The sequence below is a fragment of the Nocardioides sp. genome (genome assembly GCF_050699375.1).
In the GTDB taxonomy this organism is placed as follows: Bacteria; Actinomycetota; Actinomycetes; order Propionibacteriales; family Nocardioidaceae; genus Nocardioides.
Genome location: NZ_JBOHDN010000126.1, coordinates 1 through 15,904, shown reverse-complemented (window position 1 = coordinate 15,904; position 15,904 = coordinate 1). Strand labels below are relative to the sequence as shown.

The window sequence follows — 15,904 nt, the reverse complement described above, 5'->3', positions numbered from 1 at the left end:
CTGGGGCCCAGGTCTATAGGGTTTGGGCATGTCGTGGTCCGAGCTCAACACCCATCACTGGGACGACTGGTCGATGGCCGAGCTGGTCGCGGCCAAGCGGGGGCAACGGGTCAGCCTGGTGGTCCCCGCACGCAACGAGGCAGCCACGGTCGGTGACCTGATCAGCAAGCTGCGCACCAGCCTGATGGAGACCGCCGACCTGGTCGACGAGCTCGTGGTCATCGACTCCGACTCCACCGACGACACCGCGCGGATCGCCTCGGACGCCGGCGCCGCCGTCTACGCCTCGGCCGCGATCCGTCCCGACCTCGGCACCTTCCCGGGCAAGGGCGAGGCGATGTGGAAGTCGCAGTTCGTGACCACCGGCGAGCTGATCGTCTTCATGGACGCCGACCTGACCGACTGGGACACCCATTTCGTACGCGGCCTGCTCGGCCCTCTTGTCAACAATCCGACGATCGAGCTGGTCAAGGGCTTCTACCGTCGCCCGGGCGAGCACGGCCTCGACGGCGGCCGCGTCACCGAGCTGGTCGCTCGTCCGCTGCTGGCTCTGCATCGCCGGCCGCTGCGAGACCTGATCCAGCCGCTGGCGGGGGAGTGGTCGATCCGGCGCTCGCTGTTCGAGCGGCTGAGCGTCCCGACGGGCTACGGCGTCGAGCTCGCCGCCCTCGTCGACACCCTCGACACCCGCGGGATGGACGTGATCGCGCAGGTCGACCTCGGGCAGCGCGACCACAGCCACCAGGACCTCTTCGATCTCGGTCTGATGGCGACCCAGATCGTCGGCATGATGTCGCGCCGCCTCGGCACCGGACCGTCTGGCGACGACGTCGAGATGAAGCAGTACGTCCCGATCGACGGGTCCACCAAGACGGTCGACCGGACGGTGAGTCTCCTCGAACGGCCACCGGTGCGAGATGGCGCCATCTCCGCGACCGATAGGGTCGGCTGATGCTGCGTCTCGGACGACATGACTTCGGTGATGACGACACCCTGATGATGGCGATCGTCAACCGCACGCCGGACTCCTTCTTCGACAAGGGAGCGACCTGGGCCGAGGACGCCGCATTCGAGCGCGTACGCCTGGTGGCCTCCCAGGGTGCGGAGATCGTCGATATCGGCGGGATCAAGGCGGCCCCCGGAGCCGAGATCGACGTCGCGGAGGAGAAGGCCCGCGTGGTCGACTTCGTCGCCCGGGTGCGCGCGGAGCTCCCGGACCTGGTGATCTCGGTCGACACCTGGCGCGCGGAGGTCGGTGATGCGGTGTGCGCCGCCGGCGCGGATGTCATCAACGACGCGTGGGGCGGCGCCGACCCGGAGCTCGTCGACGTGGCCGCGGCGCACGGCGCAGCGCTGGTCTGCACCCACACCGGGGGAGTGACCCCGCGGACGAGGCCCTACCGGATCGAGTACGACGACGTGGTCCGTGACGCGATCGACTCGACCCTCGTCTACGCCGAGCGTGCTCTGGCCGCCGGCGTCGCGAAGGACTCGATCGTCATCGACCCGGCCCACGACTTCGGGAAGAACACCTTCCACTCCCTCGAGATCACCCGGCGGCTGGGGGAGATGGTCGCTACCGGCTGGCCGGTGCTGGTCTCGCTCTCCAACAAGGACTTCGTGGGTGAGACGCTCGACCTGCCGGTCGGGGAGCGCCTCCTCGGCACGCTGGCGGCGACGTCGGTCTGCGCGATGGCCGGTGCCCGGATCTACCGCGTCCACCAGGTGCCCGAGACCCGGCAGACCGTCGACATGGTCTGGACGATCGCCGGGCGACGCCGCCCGGCGAAGGCGATCAGGGGGCTGCAGTGACGCGAATAGCGCTCGTACCCGGATGCCTGGCGCTGCTTCCCGAGCACGCCTCCCTCCACGACCCGGTCGAGGAGCTCCGCGCGGCCTGCCTGGCGGCGGTGGCGTGGCTGGGCGAGGACGTACGCGTGGTGGCCGGTGAGCAGGGGATGCGGGTCGCGACCTCGCTGCTCGCCGAGGTCGGTGTGGCTCCGGTGACCAGCGGCGAGGCGGCCTACCTCATCGTCGGCAACGGCTCGGCCCGCCGCAGCGAGAAGGCACCCGGCCACCTCGACCCGCGCGCGGCCGGGTTCGACGACATGCTCGGTGAGGCCCTCGCCGAGCCCGACGCCGAGGCGCTCGGTGCGCTCGACCTCGGACTCGCCGGCGAGCTCTTGGCCGACGTCGCCCCGATCGCGGAGTCGGCCGACCTGCTGCGTGGGGCGGGAACGGTCGCGGTCGACTATGACGACGATCCGTACGGCGTGCGTTACTGGGTCGCCCGCTGGGCCGATCGACCGTAGTCCACCCACCAGCGAGCCTTGTAGATCTGCCCGCCCGGGAGCGTACGGGAGTCGGTCGGACCGTGCATCCGCACCGTCGAGGTGCACCACGTGCAGGGGTTTCCCGGCTCGGTCTTGGTCGTGAGGACCTGTCCGGTCACCGGATTGGTCGTGACCGACTTGATGCCCTCGGCATCGATCGTCTCCGCGTCCGGGTAGTCGCTGTGGAAGGTCCCGGTCAGCTTGCCCACCTGGTAGACGCGGGTTCCGGTGGTCACCCAGAGGCGCCCGGGCTGGTGGGGGACCAGCTGCAGGTCGTGGCCCCAGCCGGTGGGCAGCGGATGGGTCAGCGCCCGGGTGATCGTCGGCTTCGCCCGCGTACCTCCGATCTTCAGCCCGACCAGCTCGTGGTCGCCGAGGGTCCATAGCAGCCGGGTGACCGGGTCCCAGACGACACCGTGGGCCCCGGCGAGCGGAAGCTGGACGTACGCCTTGGAGCGCCGCCCCTGCGAGGCGGTGTAGATGCGGACCCAGCCACCGGTGCTCGCCGTGACCGCGACGTTGCCGCTCGGCAGGAGCTCGATGCTGTGCGCGTTGTCGGCGCGGCCGACGTCGGCCGCCCAATAGGACCCCTTGCCGCTGGGATAGGGGACCACCGCGGCCAGCCCGTAGGAGTCGGTGGTGAGCAGGTAGCGCCGCCCACCGTGGTGGCGCAGCTTCGCCTCGTCGGGCAGACCCCAGTTGTCGGTGAGGTCGCCGAAGCCCTGTGCCCCGGTCGGCTTCCAGGCCCACTCCTCGGCACCGGTGGTCCAGTCCGTGTCGTCGGCGTCGAGCACGATGATCCGGTCGCTGGCCTGGTCGGTGACCACGATGTCGTACGGGCTCGGGCTCGTGCTGTCGGCCGCGGCGACGGCGCTCGCCGGCCGGGCGTTGGCCGGGGCCGGTGCGGCTGTGCTGGTCAGGGCGATGACCGTGGAGACGATCGCGAGGAGCGGCAGATGGGGGACTGGCAGGCGCATGGACCCTCCCTGAGAATGGCTGGTCCATTCAGGGAAGCGAGGTCACATGAGCGTGCGATGAACTCCCGCGGGCGGCTAGTCGAGCAGGTCGGTAAGCCCTGCCGCGTACGTCTCCGGGGTCACGTCACCGATCACGACCAGCTGCAGGATGAAGCCGGGGAGCAGTCCGGTGAGCACCATCGCGATCTTCTCGGGGTCGGCGCCCTCGCGGAACTGCCCAGCGACGATCGCCGCCTCGGCGTAGCGCCGCCAGGCGGCACGGATGCCGCGCGCCTCGGGAGCCATGAGCGCTAGGAACTCCGGGTCGCGGGCGGCCTCGGCCCAGGTCTGCAGGGCGATCCGGGGAAGGTTGATGCCGAGCTGGTCGGAGAGGTCCAGCAGATGGCGGGTAGCGGCTTCGAGGGCTTGTGCGGGAGGGGGAGGGGCCTCGCCCGAGCCGGTCTCGGGGATGAGGCCGTTGATCGCGTCCTTGACGCCGGTCACTCCGGACGAGGCGATCGCGTGGATGATCTCGTGCTTCCCGCGGAAGTAGGTGTAGACCGAGCCGGCGGAGAGGCCGGACTCCTGCACGACCGCGGCCATCGTCGTCTTGTGGAAGCCGTCGCGCTCCACACAGCGCAGCGTCGCCGCGATGATCTGCTGGCGCTTCTCGGTGCGGTGCTCGTCGCTGACCTTGGGCATGTGACGAAGCGTACCCCAAAAGAAAACGAACGCTCATTCTTGATTATTTCGTGTCGGAGGAGGATGGTGGTGCCAAAGAGAATGAACATTCGTTTTTAAGGAATCGCCATGTCCAAGTCAGTCAAAGCCGTGATCGGGGTCAGCCTCGGTCTGGTCACCTTGCTCACGTTGCTCATCTCCGCGTTCGCGTGGCCCACCAGCGAGATGGAACCCAGGTCGCTACCGCTGGTCGTCGCCGGCCCCGAAGCGGCGGTGACCCAGATCGAGACCCAGATCGCCGCGAGCGCGGGGGAGGACGCCTTCGAGGTCACCGCGGCCGCGGACCGCGAGGCCGCGGTCGAGGCGATCGAGGAGCGCGAGGCGTACGGGGCGATCGTCGCCGGTCCTGAGGGCCAGGAGATCCTGGTCGCCTCCGCGGCCAGCGCCAACGTCGCCCAGCAGCTCACCCAGATGGCCACCGCGATGGGAGCCGAGGCAGGTCTGCAGCCGAAGGTGACCGACGTCGTGGCGAGTGCCGAGGACGACCCGCGAGGAATCGTCTTCGCTGCGTCCGCGCTGCCGCTGGTGATCGGCGGCATCATGGCCGGCGCGATCACCTCCCTGGCACTGACACGCACCCGAGACCGGGTCGCGGCCGCCTTTCTGATCGCCATCGGCGGAGGTCTGGCGATGACCGGTGTCGTCCAGGGCTGGCTCGGCGCGCTCGAGGGCAACTACCTGGCCAACGCCGGGGTCGTCGCCCTCGGCATCCTCGCCGTCGCGCTCCCGATCGTCGGCCTGCGCCACATCATCGGCGTCGCCGGCGTCGGCGTCGTCGCCCTGCTCGTCCTGCTCGTCGGCAACCCGCTCTCCGGGATCACCTCCGCGCCCGAGATGGTGCCGTTCGGGTGGCTCGGCCAGCTGATGCCCCCGGGGGCCGCCGGGACGGCGCTCCGCGGCTTCTCCTTCTTCGACGGCGTCGGAACCACCATGCCGCTGATCGTGCTCGCCTGCTGGGCCGGAGCGGGCCTGCTCCTGACCCTGCTGCCGCACCGCGAGAAGAACACCCCGGAGCCCGGGCGATCCGAGCGTGAGCTGGACGCCGTGGCGCGGTAGTCGCGTAGCGCGGTAGAACTGTGAGGATGAGTCCTCCTCCCCACGATCCGGTCGGCGAGTGGTGGCGTGTCCAGGTGGCCGCGCTCCACCGCTGGGGCCGGCTCGTGCTGCGCGACGAGGAGGACTCCGTTCACCAGATGCGGGTGACGGCACGTCGGCTGCGCAGCGTCCTGGCGACCTACCGTCCGCTGCTCGAATCGGAGGGGACCGAGCCGGTCCGGCACGAGCTGAAGTGGCTCGCCGAGCTCCTCGGAGAGGTACGCGACGCGGAGGTGCTCCGCGGGCGGCTGCGGCGCTGGACGGCCGAGCACGGACCCGCACCGTCCGGCATCGACGCGCTTCGGGCGGTGCTCGTGAAACGCCGGGCCGACGGCCGCGACCGGCTGCTGCCGGAGCTGGAGGGGGAACGCTACCGCGCTCTTGTCGCGGGCCTCGCCGCGTCCGATGGCTTCCCCTGGTCAGCAGGCCCGCCGAGCGACAAGACTCTGCGCAAGCACGTACGCCGTGACTGGAGGGGCTTGGTCGCAGCCATCGACAAAGCCGCCGCCACGAAGAACACGGCGAGGCGTCGCGAGCAGCTCCACGAGGCGCGCAAGAGGGCCAAGCGGACCCGCTACTCGGCCGAGGCGTTGCGTGATGCTCACGGCAAGGACGCCGAACGGCTCATCAGGGCAACCAGGTCGATCCAGTCGACCCTGGGCGACCTCAACGACGCGGTCGTCATGATCGGCACGATCCAGGAGCGGCCGCAGCACGACGAGGCGCTCCGCCGGCTGATGACGGCCGAGGAGGCCGCTGCCCGTGCTGCCGAGGAGCGGTTCCCTCCCGTGTGGAAGAAGGCGAACCGCCCCAAGGTGTTCGGCTGGCTCGGGTAGTGGCGCGTCGCGGAGGTTCCTGAACGTTTGGCGATGTCAGGGTGTGTGCATCGCAAGGCGGCGTCGCGTGGGCATACAGTCTTTCGAGCGGCGCCAACGCGGCGAGGTGCGTGCCGTGGCGGCGCGAAGCGCCCAGGAACTTCCGGGACGCGCCGCTTGCCCGGTGGTTCAGCCGACGGGGAAGTCGAAGTACGTGTCCGGGTAGGGCTCCTCGGCCATCGAGTAGTGCCACCATTCGTTGTCGTAGCGGCTGAACCCGCAAGCCTCCATGATCGAGCACAGCTGCTCGCGGTTCCGCGCCTGGGCCGGAGAGATCCCGGAGGCGCCGTGGTGCGAGATCTCGTCCATCAGGTCGTGGTCGCCGCCCATGTCCGACAGCTCGCCAGACGCGAGGTCGAAGAGGGTCAGGTCGACGGTGCTGCCGCGGCTGTGGCCAGACCTCGCGGCGACGTACCCCTTCTCGAACATCTCGGGGCGGCTGATCGAGGGATGGTGCCGCAGCTTGCCCCGGTCGTCCTGGCGCTCAGGCTCGGGCTCCCGGGACCAGCGCAGGAACGCGTCGACGGCCCGCTGGGGGCGATAGCCGTCCCACAGCAGCAGCCCGAACCCGAGGGCGGCTGCCTTGTCGCGCGCTCGGGCGAGCGCGGCGCACAGCTCGCGGGTCCCGACGATCCGGTTCACCAGATAGCCGTCGACCGGCTTGCCGGTGAAGTTGTCCCAGGTGGCGTACTTGGAGTCCCAGCGGATGCCTGGTGCCAGCTCGTCGACGAAGCCGAACCCCTCCATCATCGCGATGACACCTCCAGCGCCAGCGTGACCGCTCGGTCCAGGAGCTCGGTCATCGAGACCCCGGCAGCGGCCATCATCCGCGGGTAGCGGCTGTAGGAGGTGAGCCCGGGCAGCGTGTTGACCTCGTTGAGCACCACCGACCCGTCCTCCTTGAGGAACATGTCCACCCGCGCCAGGCCGCGGCAGCCGAGTGCCTGATAGACCTGCTGCGCCGCCTCCTTGACCAGCCTCTGAGCCTCGGCCGGGATGTCGGCCGGCACGATGAAGGTCGCGTTCTCCGAGCCGGTCTCGGGAGCGTCCTCCTGATGGATCTTGAAGAACCCGTGCGAGAGCGCGACGTGATCGACCTCGCCGGTCACCAGCTCGTCGCCGTTGCCGAGGATCGAGCAGCCGATCTCCTCGGCCACGACACCCTCCTCGACGAGCACCTTCTCGTCATACCGTCGCGCCGTCGCGATCGCGGCGTCCAGCTCCGCGGCCGAGGTCACCTTGCTGACGCCGAACGACGACCCGGAGCGGGCGGGCTTCACGAACACCGGATAGGGAAGTACGCCGGGATCACCCAGAGCGTCCACCGTCTGACCGGGCCCCAGCGTCCAACAGGTCGGCGTCGCGATGCCGGCCTCGCTGACGACCGTGTAGGCCAGCGACTTGTCCATGCACAGCGCCGAGCTCTGTACGTCACAGCCGACGTACGGGATCCCGGAGAGCTCGAGGAGACCCTGGATCGCGCCGTCCTCGCCGAGCTTGCCGTGCAGGACGGGAAGCACGACGTCGAGCCGGATCGTCTCGTAGCTGCCCTCGTTCAGGACGAGCAGGCCGTGGACGCTGCGGTCGGGGGAGAGCACGACCGGACGGTGTGCGCCGTCCTCCCAGCTCGGCTCGGGTCCCTCGCACAGGCGCCAGTCACCGCTCTTGGTGATGCCGATCCAGTAGGGGTCGTACGCCTCGGGGTCGAGGTGCTTGGCGACCTCCTGCGCGGACTTCACCGAGACGGCGTGCTCCTCGAAGACGCCACCGAAGATGATGCCGACCTTGAGCTCAGACATGCTGCAACCTGCTTTCGTATTCACGACAGTTGACGATGGAGTTCTCGACCGTGTCCCTCAGGGCATGGTCGGTGAAATAGGCGATATGAGGGCTGACCAGCACATTCGGCATCTGCTGGAGCCGCGCGAGCCACGCGTTGGGCAACTCTTGGCCCCTGAGGTCGGCATAGAAGATGCCCTCCTCACCCTCGATCACATCCAGGGCCGCACCGCCCAGTCGGCCCTGATCCAGCGCGGTGATGAGCGCCGGGGTCTCGACGAGCGCGCCGCGACCGGTGTTGATGACGTACGCACCGGGCCGCATCCGGTCGATGCGCCGGCGGTCCAGAAGATGGTGCGACTGCGTGCTCAACGGTGTGTGGAGCGTGACGATGTCGCTGCGCTCGACCAGCGTGTCCAGATCGACGCGCTCCACGCCTTCGGCCGCGGGCCTTGGCCGGATGTCATGGGCCAGCACGCCGCAGCCGAAGCCCCGCAGCCGGTCGATGACCGCCGCACCGATCCGGCCGGTCCCCACCACGCCGACGGTCAGATCGCGCAGCTCGCGGCCACGTACGTCCGCTTGACGGTAGTCGTGGGCATCGGTGCGACGGATCGTCGACTTCGCCTCGCGCAACGACATGAGCATCAGCATCAACGTGTAGTCGGCGACCGAATCGGGTGAATAGGCGACGTTCCCGACCGTTATCCCGATGCTCGCGGCGAAGTCGACGTCGATATGGTTGAAACCGACGCTTCGCGTCGAGATATATTCGACGCCGACCCTTTTCAGCTGGAGAAGTGTGCCGTTCGATATCGGCGACTTGTGGCTCACGCTGACGCACCGGTCTCTACGCGCGAGGTCGACGTTCTCCTCGGTCAGGGCCTCGGTCGTGATTGTCACGGAGACACCGAGAGCGGGCGCCAGCGAGTCGAAGAGCAGTGCCTCGTCGGGTGCGCAACCGTAGACGGTGATCGAGGAGCGCTCCGTGAGCGCGGGTTCGTGGTAGATCATCGGTGCCAGCAAACTCGACGGCCAGTTGCGGGCCCGTATGAAGTTTCCGATATGCAGACGATAGGTCGCTGCGGCATATCGTCCGCATATCGATTATCGGATACAGGCTGACAACATGCCATTTCGTTTGCTGATGGAATGATTCCCCTCAGTTTGGACGAGATCGCTTCGTTGGTCGGTGGAAAGGTCGTCGGCGACGGCTCGGTGACGGTGAGCGCCCCCGCCGTGATCGACGGTCGTGAGGCGGCGCCGGGTGGGCTCTTCGTCGCGTTCGCGGGCGAGCACACGGACGGGCACGAGCACGCACCGCAGGCCGCCGAGGCAGGTGCGGTCGCCGTCCTCGGGTCGCGCCCGACGGCGCTCCCGACCGTCGTGGTCGAGGACACCCAGGCCGCGCTGCAGCGTCTGGCTGCCCACGTCATCATGCTGCGCGACCGGCTCACGGTGGTCGCGGTGACCGGCTCCCAGGGCAAGACCAGCACCAAGGACATGATCGAGGCGGTGCTCTCGAGCGCGGCGCCCACCGTCGCCACCTCCGGCTCGTTCAACAACGAGCTCGGCGTACCTCTCACGATGCTGCGGGCAGACGAGTCCACCAGGTTCCTCGTGCTCGAGATGGGCGCGCGGCACATCGGCGACATCGCCGATCTGACCGGCCTGGTCGCGCCCGACATCGCCGTGGTGACGAACGTCGGCCAGGCGCACCTGGGTGAGTTCGGGTCGCGCGAGGCGATCGCTGTGGCCAAGAGCGAGCTGGTGCGGGGGATGGCCGCAGGCGGCACTGCCGTCCTGCACGCCGACGACCCGCGGGTGCTGGAGATGGGCGGCCTCAGGGACGGGCCGGTGCTGGCCTTCGGCGCCGGCAACCGGGCGGACGTACGCGTGCTCGGCCTGTCCCTGGACCGGCTCGGCCGGCCCTCGTTCACCCTGCGGCACCAGGGCGAGCAAACTGTCGTCTCGCTCCCGTTCGTCGGTGCGCACTGGGCGCTCAACGCCGCGGCCGCCGCGGCTGCCGGGCTCGCCGCGGGCGTCCCTCTCGCCGACGCGGCGAGCGCACTGAACCACGCGTCGATCTCGAAGTGGCGCATGGAGCTGCGCGCTCTCAGCAGCGGCGCGACCCTGCTCAACGACTCCTACAACGCCAACCCGGAGTCCACCCGGGCCGGCCTGGACGCGCTGGCCTCGATCGACGCCAAGCGCCGCATCGCCGTGCTCGGCGAGATGCTCGAGCTCGGCGAGGCCAGCCGTGCCGCCCACCACGAGATCGGGACGTACGCAGCCACCCGGGCCGACCTGGTCATCACCGTCGGCGAGGCCGCCGCCGTCATCGCCGAGGGCGCGGGGGAAGGCGCGCTGGCCCTGCCCGACAACCCCGCCGCCATCGACTGGCTGCGGAGCCACCTTGCGCCCGGCGACGTCGTGCTCATCAAGGCGTCCCGCGGTGCCCGCCTCGACCAGGTCGCCGCCGCACTGGCCTCCGAAAGGTAAAAAGTCTGCGGCAGGTTCCTTGGAGCTTCGATCGTCGAAGCACTTGGGGAGGGGCTCGAACTGTCGCCACTCGTGTACGTGGCGTCTCTTGTCCATTCGTCCCAGCGGAGCCGGTACGCTTTCGGCGTGGCACGCATCGACACAGCCGAGGGTCAGGTCATCCTTCCGTTGCCGGCGGAACACGCATGGACGAAGGCGTTCGAAGCCTTCGAGCGGGTCGGGATCGTTGAAGAGCGGCGTCTTGAGGAGCAACGCATCGTCGGGATCGTCCCGAGTGGCTTCGGCGGGATGAACGGGGCGCACGTCGAGGTGCAGGTACTCGCTGCCGGCGACGCCGCGGCCGACGTGAAGGTCCAGGCGTCCGCCCAGGAAGGTCTCATCAAGCAGAAGACCGCACCCAAGGCAGTCGAAAAGTTCCTCAACGAGCTCAGTTCTGCAGGCGGCAACTGACCGCCAAAGTAAAATGTTTGCCTCCTTTGTTTAGGTTGCCGCCAAGCGGGTATGAGTGGAGGACAAGGCGTCGATCTCGGGAGCCCCGTTGAATTACCCAGCCACCATCCAAGTCAACAAGGACGACCTGCGGGACGCGATCCGTACGCTCGACACCGCGGGAGCGGACCTGTTCAAACAGGCCAAGCCAGTGCAGACCACCCCCGACTGCGGTGAGTCGTCTGACGAGACGGCAGAGGCACTGGCGGGGCTGGCGGCGGTCGTTGGTGCCTTGTCCGAGCGTTTCGGTGTCTTGAAGGACGCTGCGCAGAACGCGTTGGACGCCGCGATCGAGGCTGACGAGGACGCCGCGCAGCGCGGACACGCGCAGCGTCGCGGGCTGGAGGACCGAGCCTGATGACTGACATGGACACGACCGTCCACGGCAGCCCGGAGTCGGTTCGGAAGTCGGCCGAAGCATGCACGACGGCGATCGATGTCGTTGGCGACAGCATCGCTGACTCATCGAAGGCAGAGCGCTCGGCTAGCAGTTGGCACGGTCAGGCAGGCGCAGCATTCGAATCCAGGATCGCCGATCACAAGAGTCATCTGAGGAACCTCGAGTCTCGCTTGGAAGGCATCAGGAAGGGACTGACCGCTTTCGCTGACGACCTCGAGTCGGTCGAGCGGAAGATGATCGGGATCCGCGAGGAAGCCCGTGGAGCCAGCCTTACCGTCGACGGCACGTTCATTCGGCGTCCCGTGGCGTCGGGGGCCGCGGAAGGTGGCGACGAGCAAGCAGTCGATGCGCACAACGACAAGGTCAAGGTCTGGGACGACCTCGTGACCCGGGTCGAGAGCGCTCGAATTAACGAGGACCAAGCTCACGAGTCGCTCGATAAGGCGATCGAGAAGTCCACCGGTGACGGCTGGATCGAGAATCTCTTCGAGAAGCTCCAGCTCTTGCCCCCGGACTTCCCAAGTGGCGCCACGCTGGGCGCCTTCATCTTCGGTGTGGGAGGTCTCGCCACTGGCGCCGCCGTGGACTTCATGGTCAAGAGCCGCTACGGCACGTTCCATCCGCGGCCGGCCCACGGCGGATTCGGGCCTCCGCAGCCACTTAGGCCGCACCAGCGTTTCAAGGCTCACTTCTCCGAGAACAATTGGGACTCGAAGGCGGGCAAGGGTGCTCTTCGTAACAAGTGGAACGTCGCGGGGAAGGTTGCGACCAAGGCCGGCTGGGTGGTCACAGGCGTTACCTCCGGAGTCGACCAATGGCAGAAGGACTCGGACGACCCGACACTCTCCAACACCGAGAAGAGCGCTCGCGCAGCGAGCACTGGGTTGATCACCGCCGGTGGTGCCGCGGCTGGCGCCTGGGGCGGAGCGCAACTTGGTGGCGCGATCGGCACGATGATCTGTCCCGGCGCCGGGACCGTGATCGGTGGAGCCGTCGGCGGCTTGATCGGCGGGGCCGTAGGGTCTGGAGCCGCTGGCTGGGTTGCTGACAAGGTTGCGGACACTGCTGGGGAGCTCGGTGGCGCCGCGGCGGATGCCGTAGGGTCGGCGCTGGAAGATGCCGGAGATGTCGCTGAAGACGTCGGCGACACACTTACCTTTTGGGACTGAAGTTGCTCCTCGGGATCGCGCTGTTGTTGGTTGGCCTCGGCCTAGCGGCATGGACGACCTGGCGACACCTAGGACGTACGCCGCGATCGCGCTCGTGGGCAACTGGCCCCGCAGCCGGTGGTGCCGGCGAGGTGTACGTGCTCATCCATCAGCCGTTCGGTGCTGCATTTGCGATCGAGCTCGGCCTCGCGATGTTGGTTCCTCGCGACAGCGGTGCGTTCGCGTTCGTCGCGCTCCTGTTCTTCCCTATCGCCGTGGCGTATGTGGCTTTCATGATCCTGCCGACGCCACCGTTTCTGAAGCCTCGCTGGTACCGCGAGCTGCGTGCACAAGCGGCGGTGTGACGTGTCGGCGCCAACGTTGAATCTCCCGCCTGGCTGGCAGCAGTTCGACCCGCCCGCCGGCTTGGTTCTGCTCGCGTATGCGCCGCGCACCGGAACCTTCACATCGAATCTCACGGCCACCGCGGAGCCTAACGGCGACCTCGGATTTCGTGACTGGCAGGTTGGCGTTGACATGGCGTTCACGCAGGTGCTCCCGGGATACACACCGATCGACCTTGAGCAGTTGACCATCGAGGGGCGCCGAGGCGGTCGGCGCTTGGCCATCTACGACGGGCCTGAAGGCGTACCGCTTGCGATGGAGCAGTGGTTCGTCGACATCGACGGCATTGGGCATACCCTGACAGCGACGGTCCACATCAGCGAGTACGCGCAGTGGGCTGACGCCCTGGTGGCTACCGCCACAGCCTGGAAACCGAGCGAAGCACCATGAGCGGTACTAGCGTGACGTGGAAGCTGGCCGGCGCCGGCGGTCTGCTCGCGCATCGCGCCGTCGTCGGGATGACCTCGATCGACCTGCAATTGGGGCTATCGGTCGATGACCCAACCCAGGTGCAGGAGATTCAAGCTCCACGTGGCTACCTGGTCTCGTCACTGATTCGCACCCTTAAGGTCCGCCCAGTCAAGGGTGCTCGTCCCGCGCTGCGGGCGTTCGATATCGATCGGCTCAACCAGGTGTTCGGACCTGACCAAGACGCACGTGACGAGGTGCTCACCGAGGCAGCCGCCGAAGCAGCGTGGACGATCGAACTCCCAGGCTGGCAGCTCGCGGGCATCAACGGACGCGACGGCGTTGCGCTCGCTATCGACCAACAACTCTGGCCATTGTCGAACTCTGACTTCTTCAAGCGCCTCTGCAGCCATTTCGGGTCGTACTGATCTACGACGAGCTCACCGTGATGGCCGAGCGTTTCGTCGCACCGCTGGCCGAGGCGTACGACGCCAATCGGGAGCTCAACCTGGCAGACGTATGCCGCTCGTCGAGCCACGAGCCGACTCGGTCTCGTACGTCCGTAGTGGTCGGCCAGAGGCAGCTCGGACGAAGCGACCCAGCGGTCCAATGATGCCTGCGTCGCGGCGCGGTCGGCACCACCTGTCGCGACGTCCGACCGACGTGTGGTCCGCCCACTGTTCGGGTCACGAGGTCCTGTCGAAACAGCTGCGCCGTGATGAGCCAGGGGCGAGCCGGACGGGTCCGACTGACCAGCCCGCAACCGACGGCGGATCCGTCTCGCTTCAGGACGCCGGCTTGAAGGTCGGCATCACCTGGTTGAGCATCTCATCGGTCTGCTTGCGATCGACAAACCCACGATTGAACGTCCACAGGACGGTGATCAACTTGCCGTCCTTGACGGTCCCGTAGTCGTCCAACCACTGGGCCGAATCTTCGGCTCGGACGTGATAGAACCTGACGCCACCGAGCGTCACGTCAGGGAGACGCTCGGCCTTGTCCATGCCGTTCTTGTGGAATGCCAACGCGGTGTTGCCTGCATCGTCGATAGCGCCGGGGGAATCGATAGTCAGCCTAGAGGCGAAAATTCCGCCGCCTACCCGGGCCCCACCTTCGCGCGTACGAGGAGCATGCAGGTTAATCCCAGTGGGGGCATCCTCCACATCCCAGTCTGGCGGGACGAGGAGTTGACCACCATTCTCCGTGGCCGTGTGCCAGTCCTCCTTTGGATCTGCCGAGGGTGATGATTGCTCGTTCGATGGACTGCTTGACGACGTTGTGGCGCCCTTGCCTGGATCTTCTGCCGAGCCGCATGCGCTCAGAGTGATTCCTAGAAGAGCGACGACAGTTATGGCTGACGTCGAAACTACGTGGCGGGGCCGTGCCCGAGTCGTCGGCATGTGGCGAGCGTAGCGAGCCGAGGTCGATGCCGCGAGATGCAACGCTGAACCCGAGACAGCGCACTTCCGTGGACAGCCGGTGACCTGTAATGCAAAATGTGGGCGAGAAGGTTGATGGGTCCCGGGCCACCGCCACACTTCGGAAGGCGCTCGGTTGACGTTTCGACACCATGCGTCATCCGAGGGGGTACACCGTGGGGAGCGGGAAAGAAACCAAGGTCGATCAAGAGGTCGTTGACAGTATGAAGAACATGCTGGTCGAGATGAAGGTCGACGTAGACAAGGTGCGGGCGGAGACGCCACGTGCGGGTCTTCTCGGGCAGGGTGCGAGCGGCGAGTCGCTCAAGTCTCAGTTGGATCTGGCGAGTGAGCGGATCAACTCGACGCTCTCGCATCTTTCTGATGCGCTGATCAAGTTCTACGACGGAACAGACCGCGCCGCCAAGGAACTGACCGGCGTCGACGAAGAAGCCGGGGCATGGGGCCGGGCGATGACGGCCGGTGTGGCGATGGTGAGCCAGCCGCTCTCGCTGAACCTGGGTAAGGACGATCGTCCCGACGCCCTGCCGATTCCTATCCCGTTCCTGCCGGTCCCGCCCGGGCTACTCCAGGAGATGCAGTCGCGGGCCGAGATCATCGGTTCCTCGTCCGGAGAGGACGGTGCCTGATGGGGGCGCTCGACGGCGGCGGCGGCGTCGGCCGGGTCAAAGGCCCGCACATGATTCGCCTGCAGCAGTATCTGCTCGCGGCCGATGCTGACGACATTGACACCTATGTCACCAACTGGCGCGCGTCAGGGGACCAGTTGAGGGCAACGGCGACGCAGTTCGATGCACTGGCTAAGGCGTGCGGCGACGCTTTCGCTGCGTCCTCCTACACAGCCGAAGCGGCCGCCTCGTCATACAGCAAAGCGGCCGCGCAGATGCTCGAGAAGGCTGCAACGATCGAGGCAGCATGCAAAGCCATGACAGTGGTCGCACAGCGTTACGACGACGCCAAGGCGAAGTACGACTTGCACGAAGGCAAGCTGCCGACCTCCCACGGCGCGGCACCCAGCGCGTCCGACCCCAAGTTCACGACCGAGGGTTACAACGGCGCCGAGAAGGCGAGTCGCGAGAGTGCGCTGAGCGACGCGAAGGCGCAGCACGCGGCGGAGGCCCAGGCGATCGCGGATGCCGAACGGGAGGCGGCATTTCAGTGCCAGCAGGTCGATGATGGCAACCAGGAGGCGGAGCCGAAGGTCCGAGCGATCACCGAGGAGCCTTCCACGTCGTCGGGGACGAACGGCAGCGGCTCCGGCAGCTCATCGGGCGGCTATTCGAGCCCGGGATCGCGCAGCGCGGTGAACGCGGCCCAGGCGAAGTACGACTCGG

The 15,904-nt window shown here is 67.6% G+C and carries 20 protein-coding genes; 14 read left to right on the top strand and 6 right to left on the bottom strand.

Annotated elements, in window-relative coordinates; translation table 11 throughout:
• Positions 1-28 precede the first annotated feature (28 nt).
• Genes ACRDPS_RS09155 through ACRDPS_RS09145 form a run of 3 tightly spaced genes read left to right on the top strand, consistent with a single transcriptional unit; the run spans position 29 to position 2,312 of the window.
• Positions 29-952 (top strand): glucosyl-3-phosphoglycerate synthase, encoded by a 924-nt coding sequence (locus ACRDPS_RS09155; RefSeq protein WP_431501318.1) that lies wholly within the window; start codon positions 29-31, stop codon positions 950-952.
• Entirely contained in the window at positions 952-1,812 is an 861-nt protein-coding gene (gene folP / locus ACRDPS_RS09150) for a dihydropteroate synthase (protein ID WP_431501317.1), read from the top strand. The genes ACRDPS_RS09155 and folP overlap by 1 nt, the downstream gene beginning before the upstream one ends.
• On the top strand, positions 1,809-2,312 hold the full coding sequence (locus ACRDPS_RS09145) for a hypothetical protein (RefSeq protein ID WP_431501316.1): 504 nt from the start codon (positions 1,809-1,811) through the stop codon (positions 2,310-2,312). Before folP ends, ACRDPS_RS09145 begins: the two co-directional genes overlap by 4 nt.
• On the opposite strand, the gene ACRDPS_RS09140 is transcribed toward ACRDPS_RS09145, so the two are convergent.
• On the bottom strand, positions 2,279-3,310 hold the full coding sequence (locus tag ACRDPS_RS09140) for a DUF6528 family protein (protein WP_431501315.1): 1,032 nt from the start codon (positions 3,308-3,310) through the stop codon (positions 2,279-2,281). The two genes, ACRDPS_RS09145 and ACRDPS_RS09140, sit on opposite strands and share 34 nt — an antisense overlap.
• Before the next feature lie 75 nt (positions 3,311-3,385).
• On the bottom strand, positions 3,386-3,991 hold the full coding sequence (locus tag ACRDPS_RS09135) for a TetR/AcrR family transcriptional regulator (protein ID WP_431501314.1): 606 nt from the start codon (positions 3,989-3,991) through the stop codon (positions 3,386-3,388).
• Positions 3,992-4,099: 108 nt separating this feature from the next.
• On the opposite strand from ACRDPS_RS09135, the gene ACRDPS_RS09130 reads away from it, so the two are divergent.
• On the top strand, positions 4,100-5,086 hold the full coding sequence (locus ACRDPS_RS09130) for a hypothetical protein (RefSeq protein WP_431501313.1): 987 nt from the start codon (positions 4,100-4,102) through the stop codon (positions 5,084-5,086).
• Between the two features lie 26 nt (positions 5,087-5,112).
• Positions 5,113-5,961 carry a CHAD domain-containing protein gene (locus ACRDPS_RS09125; RefSeq protein ID WP_431501312.1) on the top strand — a complete coding sequence of 283 codons (849 nt, stop codon included), beginning with the start codon at positions 5,113-5,115 and terminating at the stop codon, positions 5,959-5,961.
• Between the two features lie 168 nt (positions 5,962-6,129).
• Here the strand turns inward: ACRDPS_RS09125 and vanX are convergent, their stop codons facing one another.
• Genes vanX through ACRDPS_RS09110 form a run of 3 tightly spaced genes read right to left on the bottom strand, consistent with a single transcriptional unit; the run spans position 6,130 to position 8,793 of the window.
• Positions 6,130-6,750: a D-Ala-D-Ala dipeptidase VanX gene (vanX, locus tag ACRDPS_RS09120; protein WP_431501311.1), complete on the bottom strand. Its 621-nt coding sequence runs from the start codon at positions 6,748-6,750 to the stop codon at positions 6,130-6,132.
• Positions 6,747-7,799, bottom strand: coding sequence for a D-alanine--(R)-lactate ligase (gene vanA, locus ACRDPS_RS09115; protein WP_431501310.1), 1,053 nt, complete (start codon positions 7,797-7,799; stop codon positions 6,747-6,749). The genes vanX and vanA overlap by 4 nt, the downstream gene beginning before the upstream one ends.
• The gene (locus ACRDPS_RS09110; protein ID WP_431501309.1) at positions 7,792-8,793 is read right to left on the bottom strand and encodes a D-isomer specific 2-hydroxyacid dehydrogenase family protein; all 1,002 of its coding nucleotides are present in this window, start codon (positions 8,791-8,793) and stop codon (positions 7,792-7,794) included. The genes vanA and ACRDPS_RS09110 overlap by 8 nt, the downstream gene beginning before the upstream one ends.
• A 138-nt stretch (positions 8,794-8,931) precedes the next feature.
• Here ACRDPS_RS09110 and ACRDPS_RS09105 point away from each other — a divergent pair, with 138 nt between their 5' ends.
• The 7 genes from ACRDPS_RS09105 to ACRDPS_RS09075 all read left to right on the top strand — a co-directional run bounded on the left by ACRDPS_RS09105 (position 8,932) and on the right by ACRDPS_RS09075 (position 13,559).
• Positions 8,932-10,281: a UDP-N-acetylmuramoyl-tripeptide--D-alanyl-D-alanine ligase gene (locus tag ACRDPS_RS09105; RefSeq protein ID WP_431501308.1), complete on the top strand. Its 1,350-nt coding sequence runs from the start codon at positions 8,932-8,934 to the stop codon at positions 10,279-10,281.
• 126 nt (positions 10,282-10,407) lie between these two features.
• On the top strand, positions 10,408-10,731 hold the full coding sequence (locus tag ACRDPS_RS09100; protein WP_431501307.1) for a hypothetical protein: 324 nt from the start codon (positions 10,408-10,410) through the stop codon (positions 10,729-10,731).
• Positions 10,732-10,786: 55 nt separating this feature from the next.
• A complete protein-coding gene (locus ACRDPS_RS09095; protein WP_431501306.1) occupies positions 10,787-11,128 on the top strand; it encodes a hypothetical protein in 342 nt (113 codons plus the stop codon).
• Entirely contained in the window at positions 11,128-12,339 is a 1,212-nt protein-coding gene (locus tag ACRDPS_RS09090) for a WXG100 family type VII secretion target (RefSeq protein WP_431501305.1), read from the top strand. The genes ACRDPS_RS09095 and ACRDPS_RS09090 overlap by 1 nt, the downstream gene beginning before the upstream one ends.
• Before the next feature lie 131 nt (positions 12,340-12,470).
• Complete coding sequence (locus ACRDPS_RS09085) at positions 12,471-12,683, top strand: hypothetical protein (RefSeq protein ID WP_431501304.1); 213 nt, start codon at positions 12,471-12,473, stop codon at positions 12,681-12,683.
• 16 nt (positions 12,684-12,699) lie between these two features.
• A complete protein-coding gene (locus ACRDPS_RS09080; RefSeq protein WP_431501303.1) occupies positions 12,700-13,113 on the top strand; it encodes a hypothetical protein in 414 nt (137 codons plus the stop codon).
• 11 nt (positions 13,114-13,124) lie between these two features.
• A complete protein-coding gene (locus ACRDPS_RS09075) occupies positions 13,125-13,559 on the top strand; it encodes a hypothetical protein (protein WP_431501302.1) in 435 nt (144 codons plus the stop codon).
• Between the two features lie 357 nt (positions 13,560-13,916).
• Here ACRDPS_RS09075 and ACRDPS_RS09070 read toward each other — a convergent pair whose 3' ends face one another.
• Positions 13,917-14,294: a hypothetical protein gene (locus tag ACRDPS_RS09070; RefSeq protein ID WP_431501301.1), complete on the bottom strand. Its 378-nt coding sequence runs from the start codon at positions 14,292-14,294 to the stop codon at positions 13,917-13,919.
• 479 nt (positions 14,295-14,773) lie between these two features.
• On the opposite strand from ACRDPS_RS09070, the gene ACRDPS_RS09065 reads away from it, so the two are divergent.
• Positions 14,774-15,199: a hypothetical protein gene (locus tag ACRDPS_RS09065; RefSeq protein WP_431501300.1), complete on the top strand. Its 426-nt coding sequence runs from the start codon at positions 14,774-14,776 to the stop codon at positions 15,197-15,199.
• On the top strand, positions 15,199-15,904 hold a 706-nt coding region (locus ACRDPS_RS09060; protein ID WP_431501299.1), incomplete at its 3' end, for a hypothetical protein. The genes ACRDPS_RS09065 and ACRDPS_RS09060, both read left to right, overlap by 1 nt.

Excerpts from the sequence above, each read along its gene's own strand:
- ACRDPS_RS09155 (WP_431501318.1), top strand. The coding sequence starts at position 29 with ATGTCGTGGTCCGAGCTCAACACCCATCACTGGGACGACTGGTCGATG.
- folP (WP_431501317.1), top strand. The coding sequence starts at position 952 with ATGCTGCGTCTCGGACGACATGACTTCGGTGATGACGACACCCTGATG.
- ACRDPS_RS09140 (WP_431501315.1), bottom strand. The coding sequence starts at position 3,310 with ATGCGCCTGCCAGTCCCCCATCTGCCGCTCCTCGCGATCGTCTCCACG.
- ACRDPS_RS09135 (WP_431501314.1), bottom strand. The coding sequence starts at position 3,991 with ATGCCCAAGGTCAGCGACGAGCACCGCACCGAGAAGCGCCAGCAGATC.
- ACRDPS_RS09130 (WP_431501313.1), top strand. The coding sequence starts at position 4,100 with ATGTCCAAGTCAGTCAAAGCCGTGATCGGGGTCAGCCTCGGTCTGGTC.
- ACRDPS_RS09125 (WP_431501312.1), top strand. The coding sequence starts at position 5,113 with ATGAGTCCTCCTCCCCACGATCCGGTCGGCGAGTGGTGGCGTGTCCAG.
- vanX (WP_431501311.1), bottom strand. The coding sequence starts at position 6,750 with ATGATGGAGGGGTTCGGCTTCGTCGACGAGCTGGCACCAGGCATCCGC.
- vanA (WP_431501310.1), bottom strand. The coding sequence starts at position 7,799 with ATGTCTGAGCTCAAGGTCGGCATCATCTTCGGTGGCGTCTTCGAGGAG.
- ACRDPS_RS09110 (WP_431501309.1), bottom strand. The coding sequence starts at position 8,793 with ATGATCTACCACGAACCCGCGCTCACGGAGCGCTCCTCGATCACCGTC.
- ACRDPS_RS09105 (WP_431501308.1), top strand. The coding sequence starts at position 8,932 with ATGATTCCCCTCAGTTTGGACGAGATCGCTTCGTTGGTCGGTGGAAAG.
- ACRDPS_RS09090 (WP_431501305.1), top strand. The coding sequence starts at position 11,128 with ATGACTGACATGGACACGACCGTCCACGGCAGCCCGGAGTCGGTTCGG.
- ACRDPS_RS09065 (WP_431501300.1), top strand. The coding sequence starts at position 14,774 with ATGAAGAACATGCTGGTCGAGATGAAGGTCGACGTAGACAAGGTGCGG.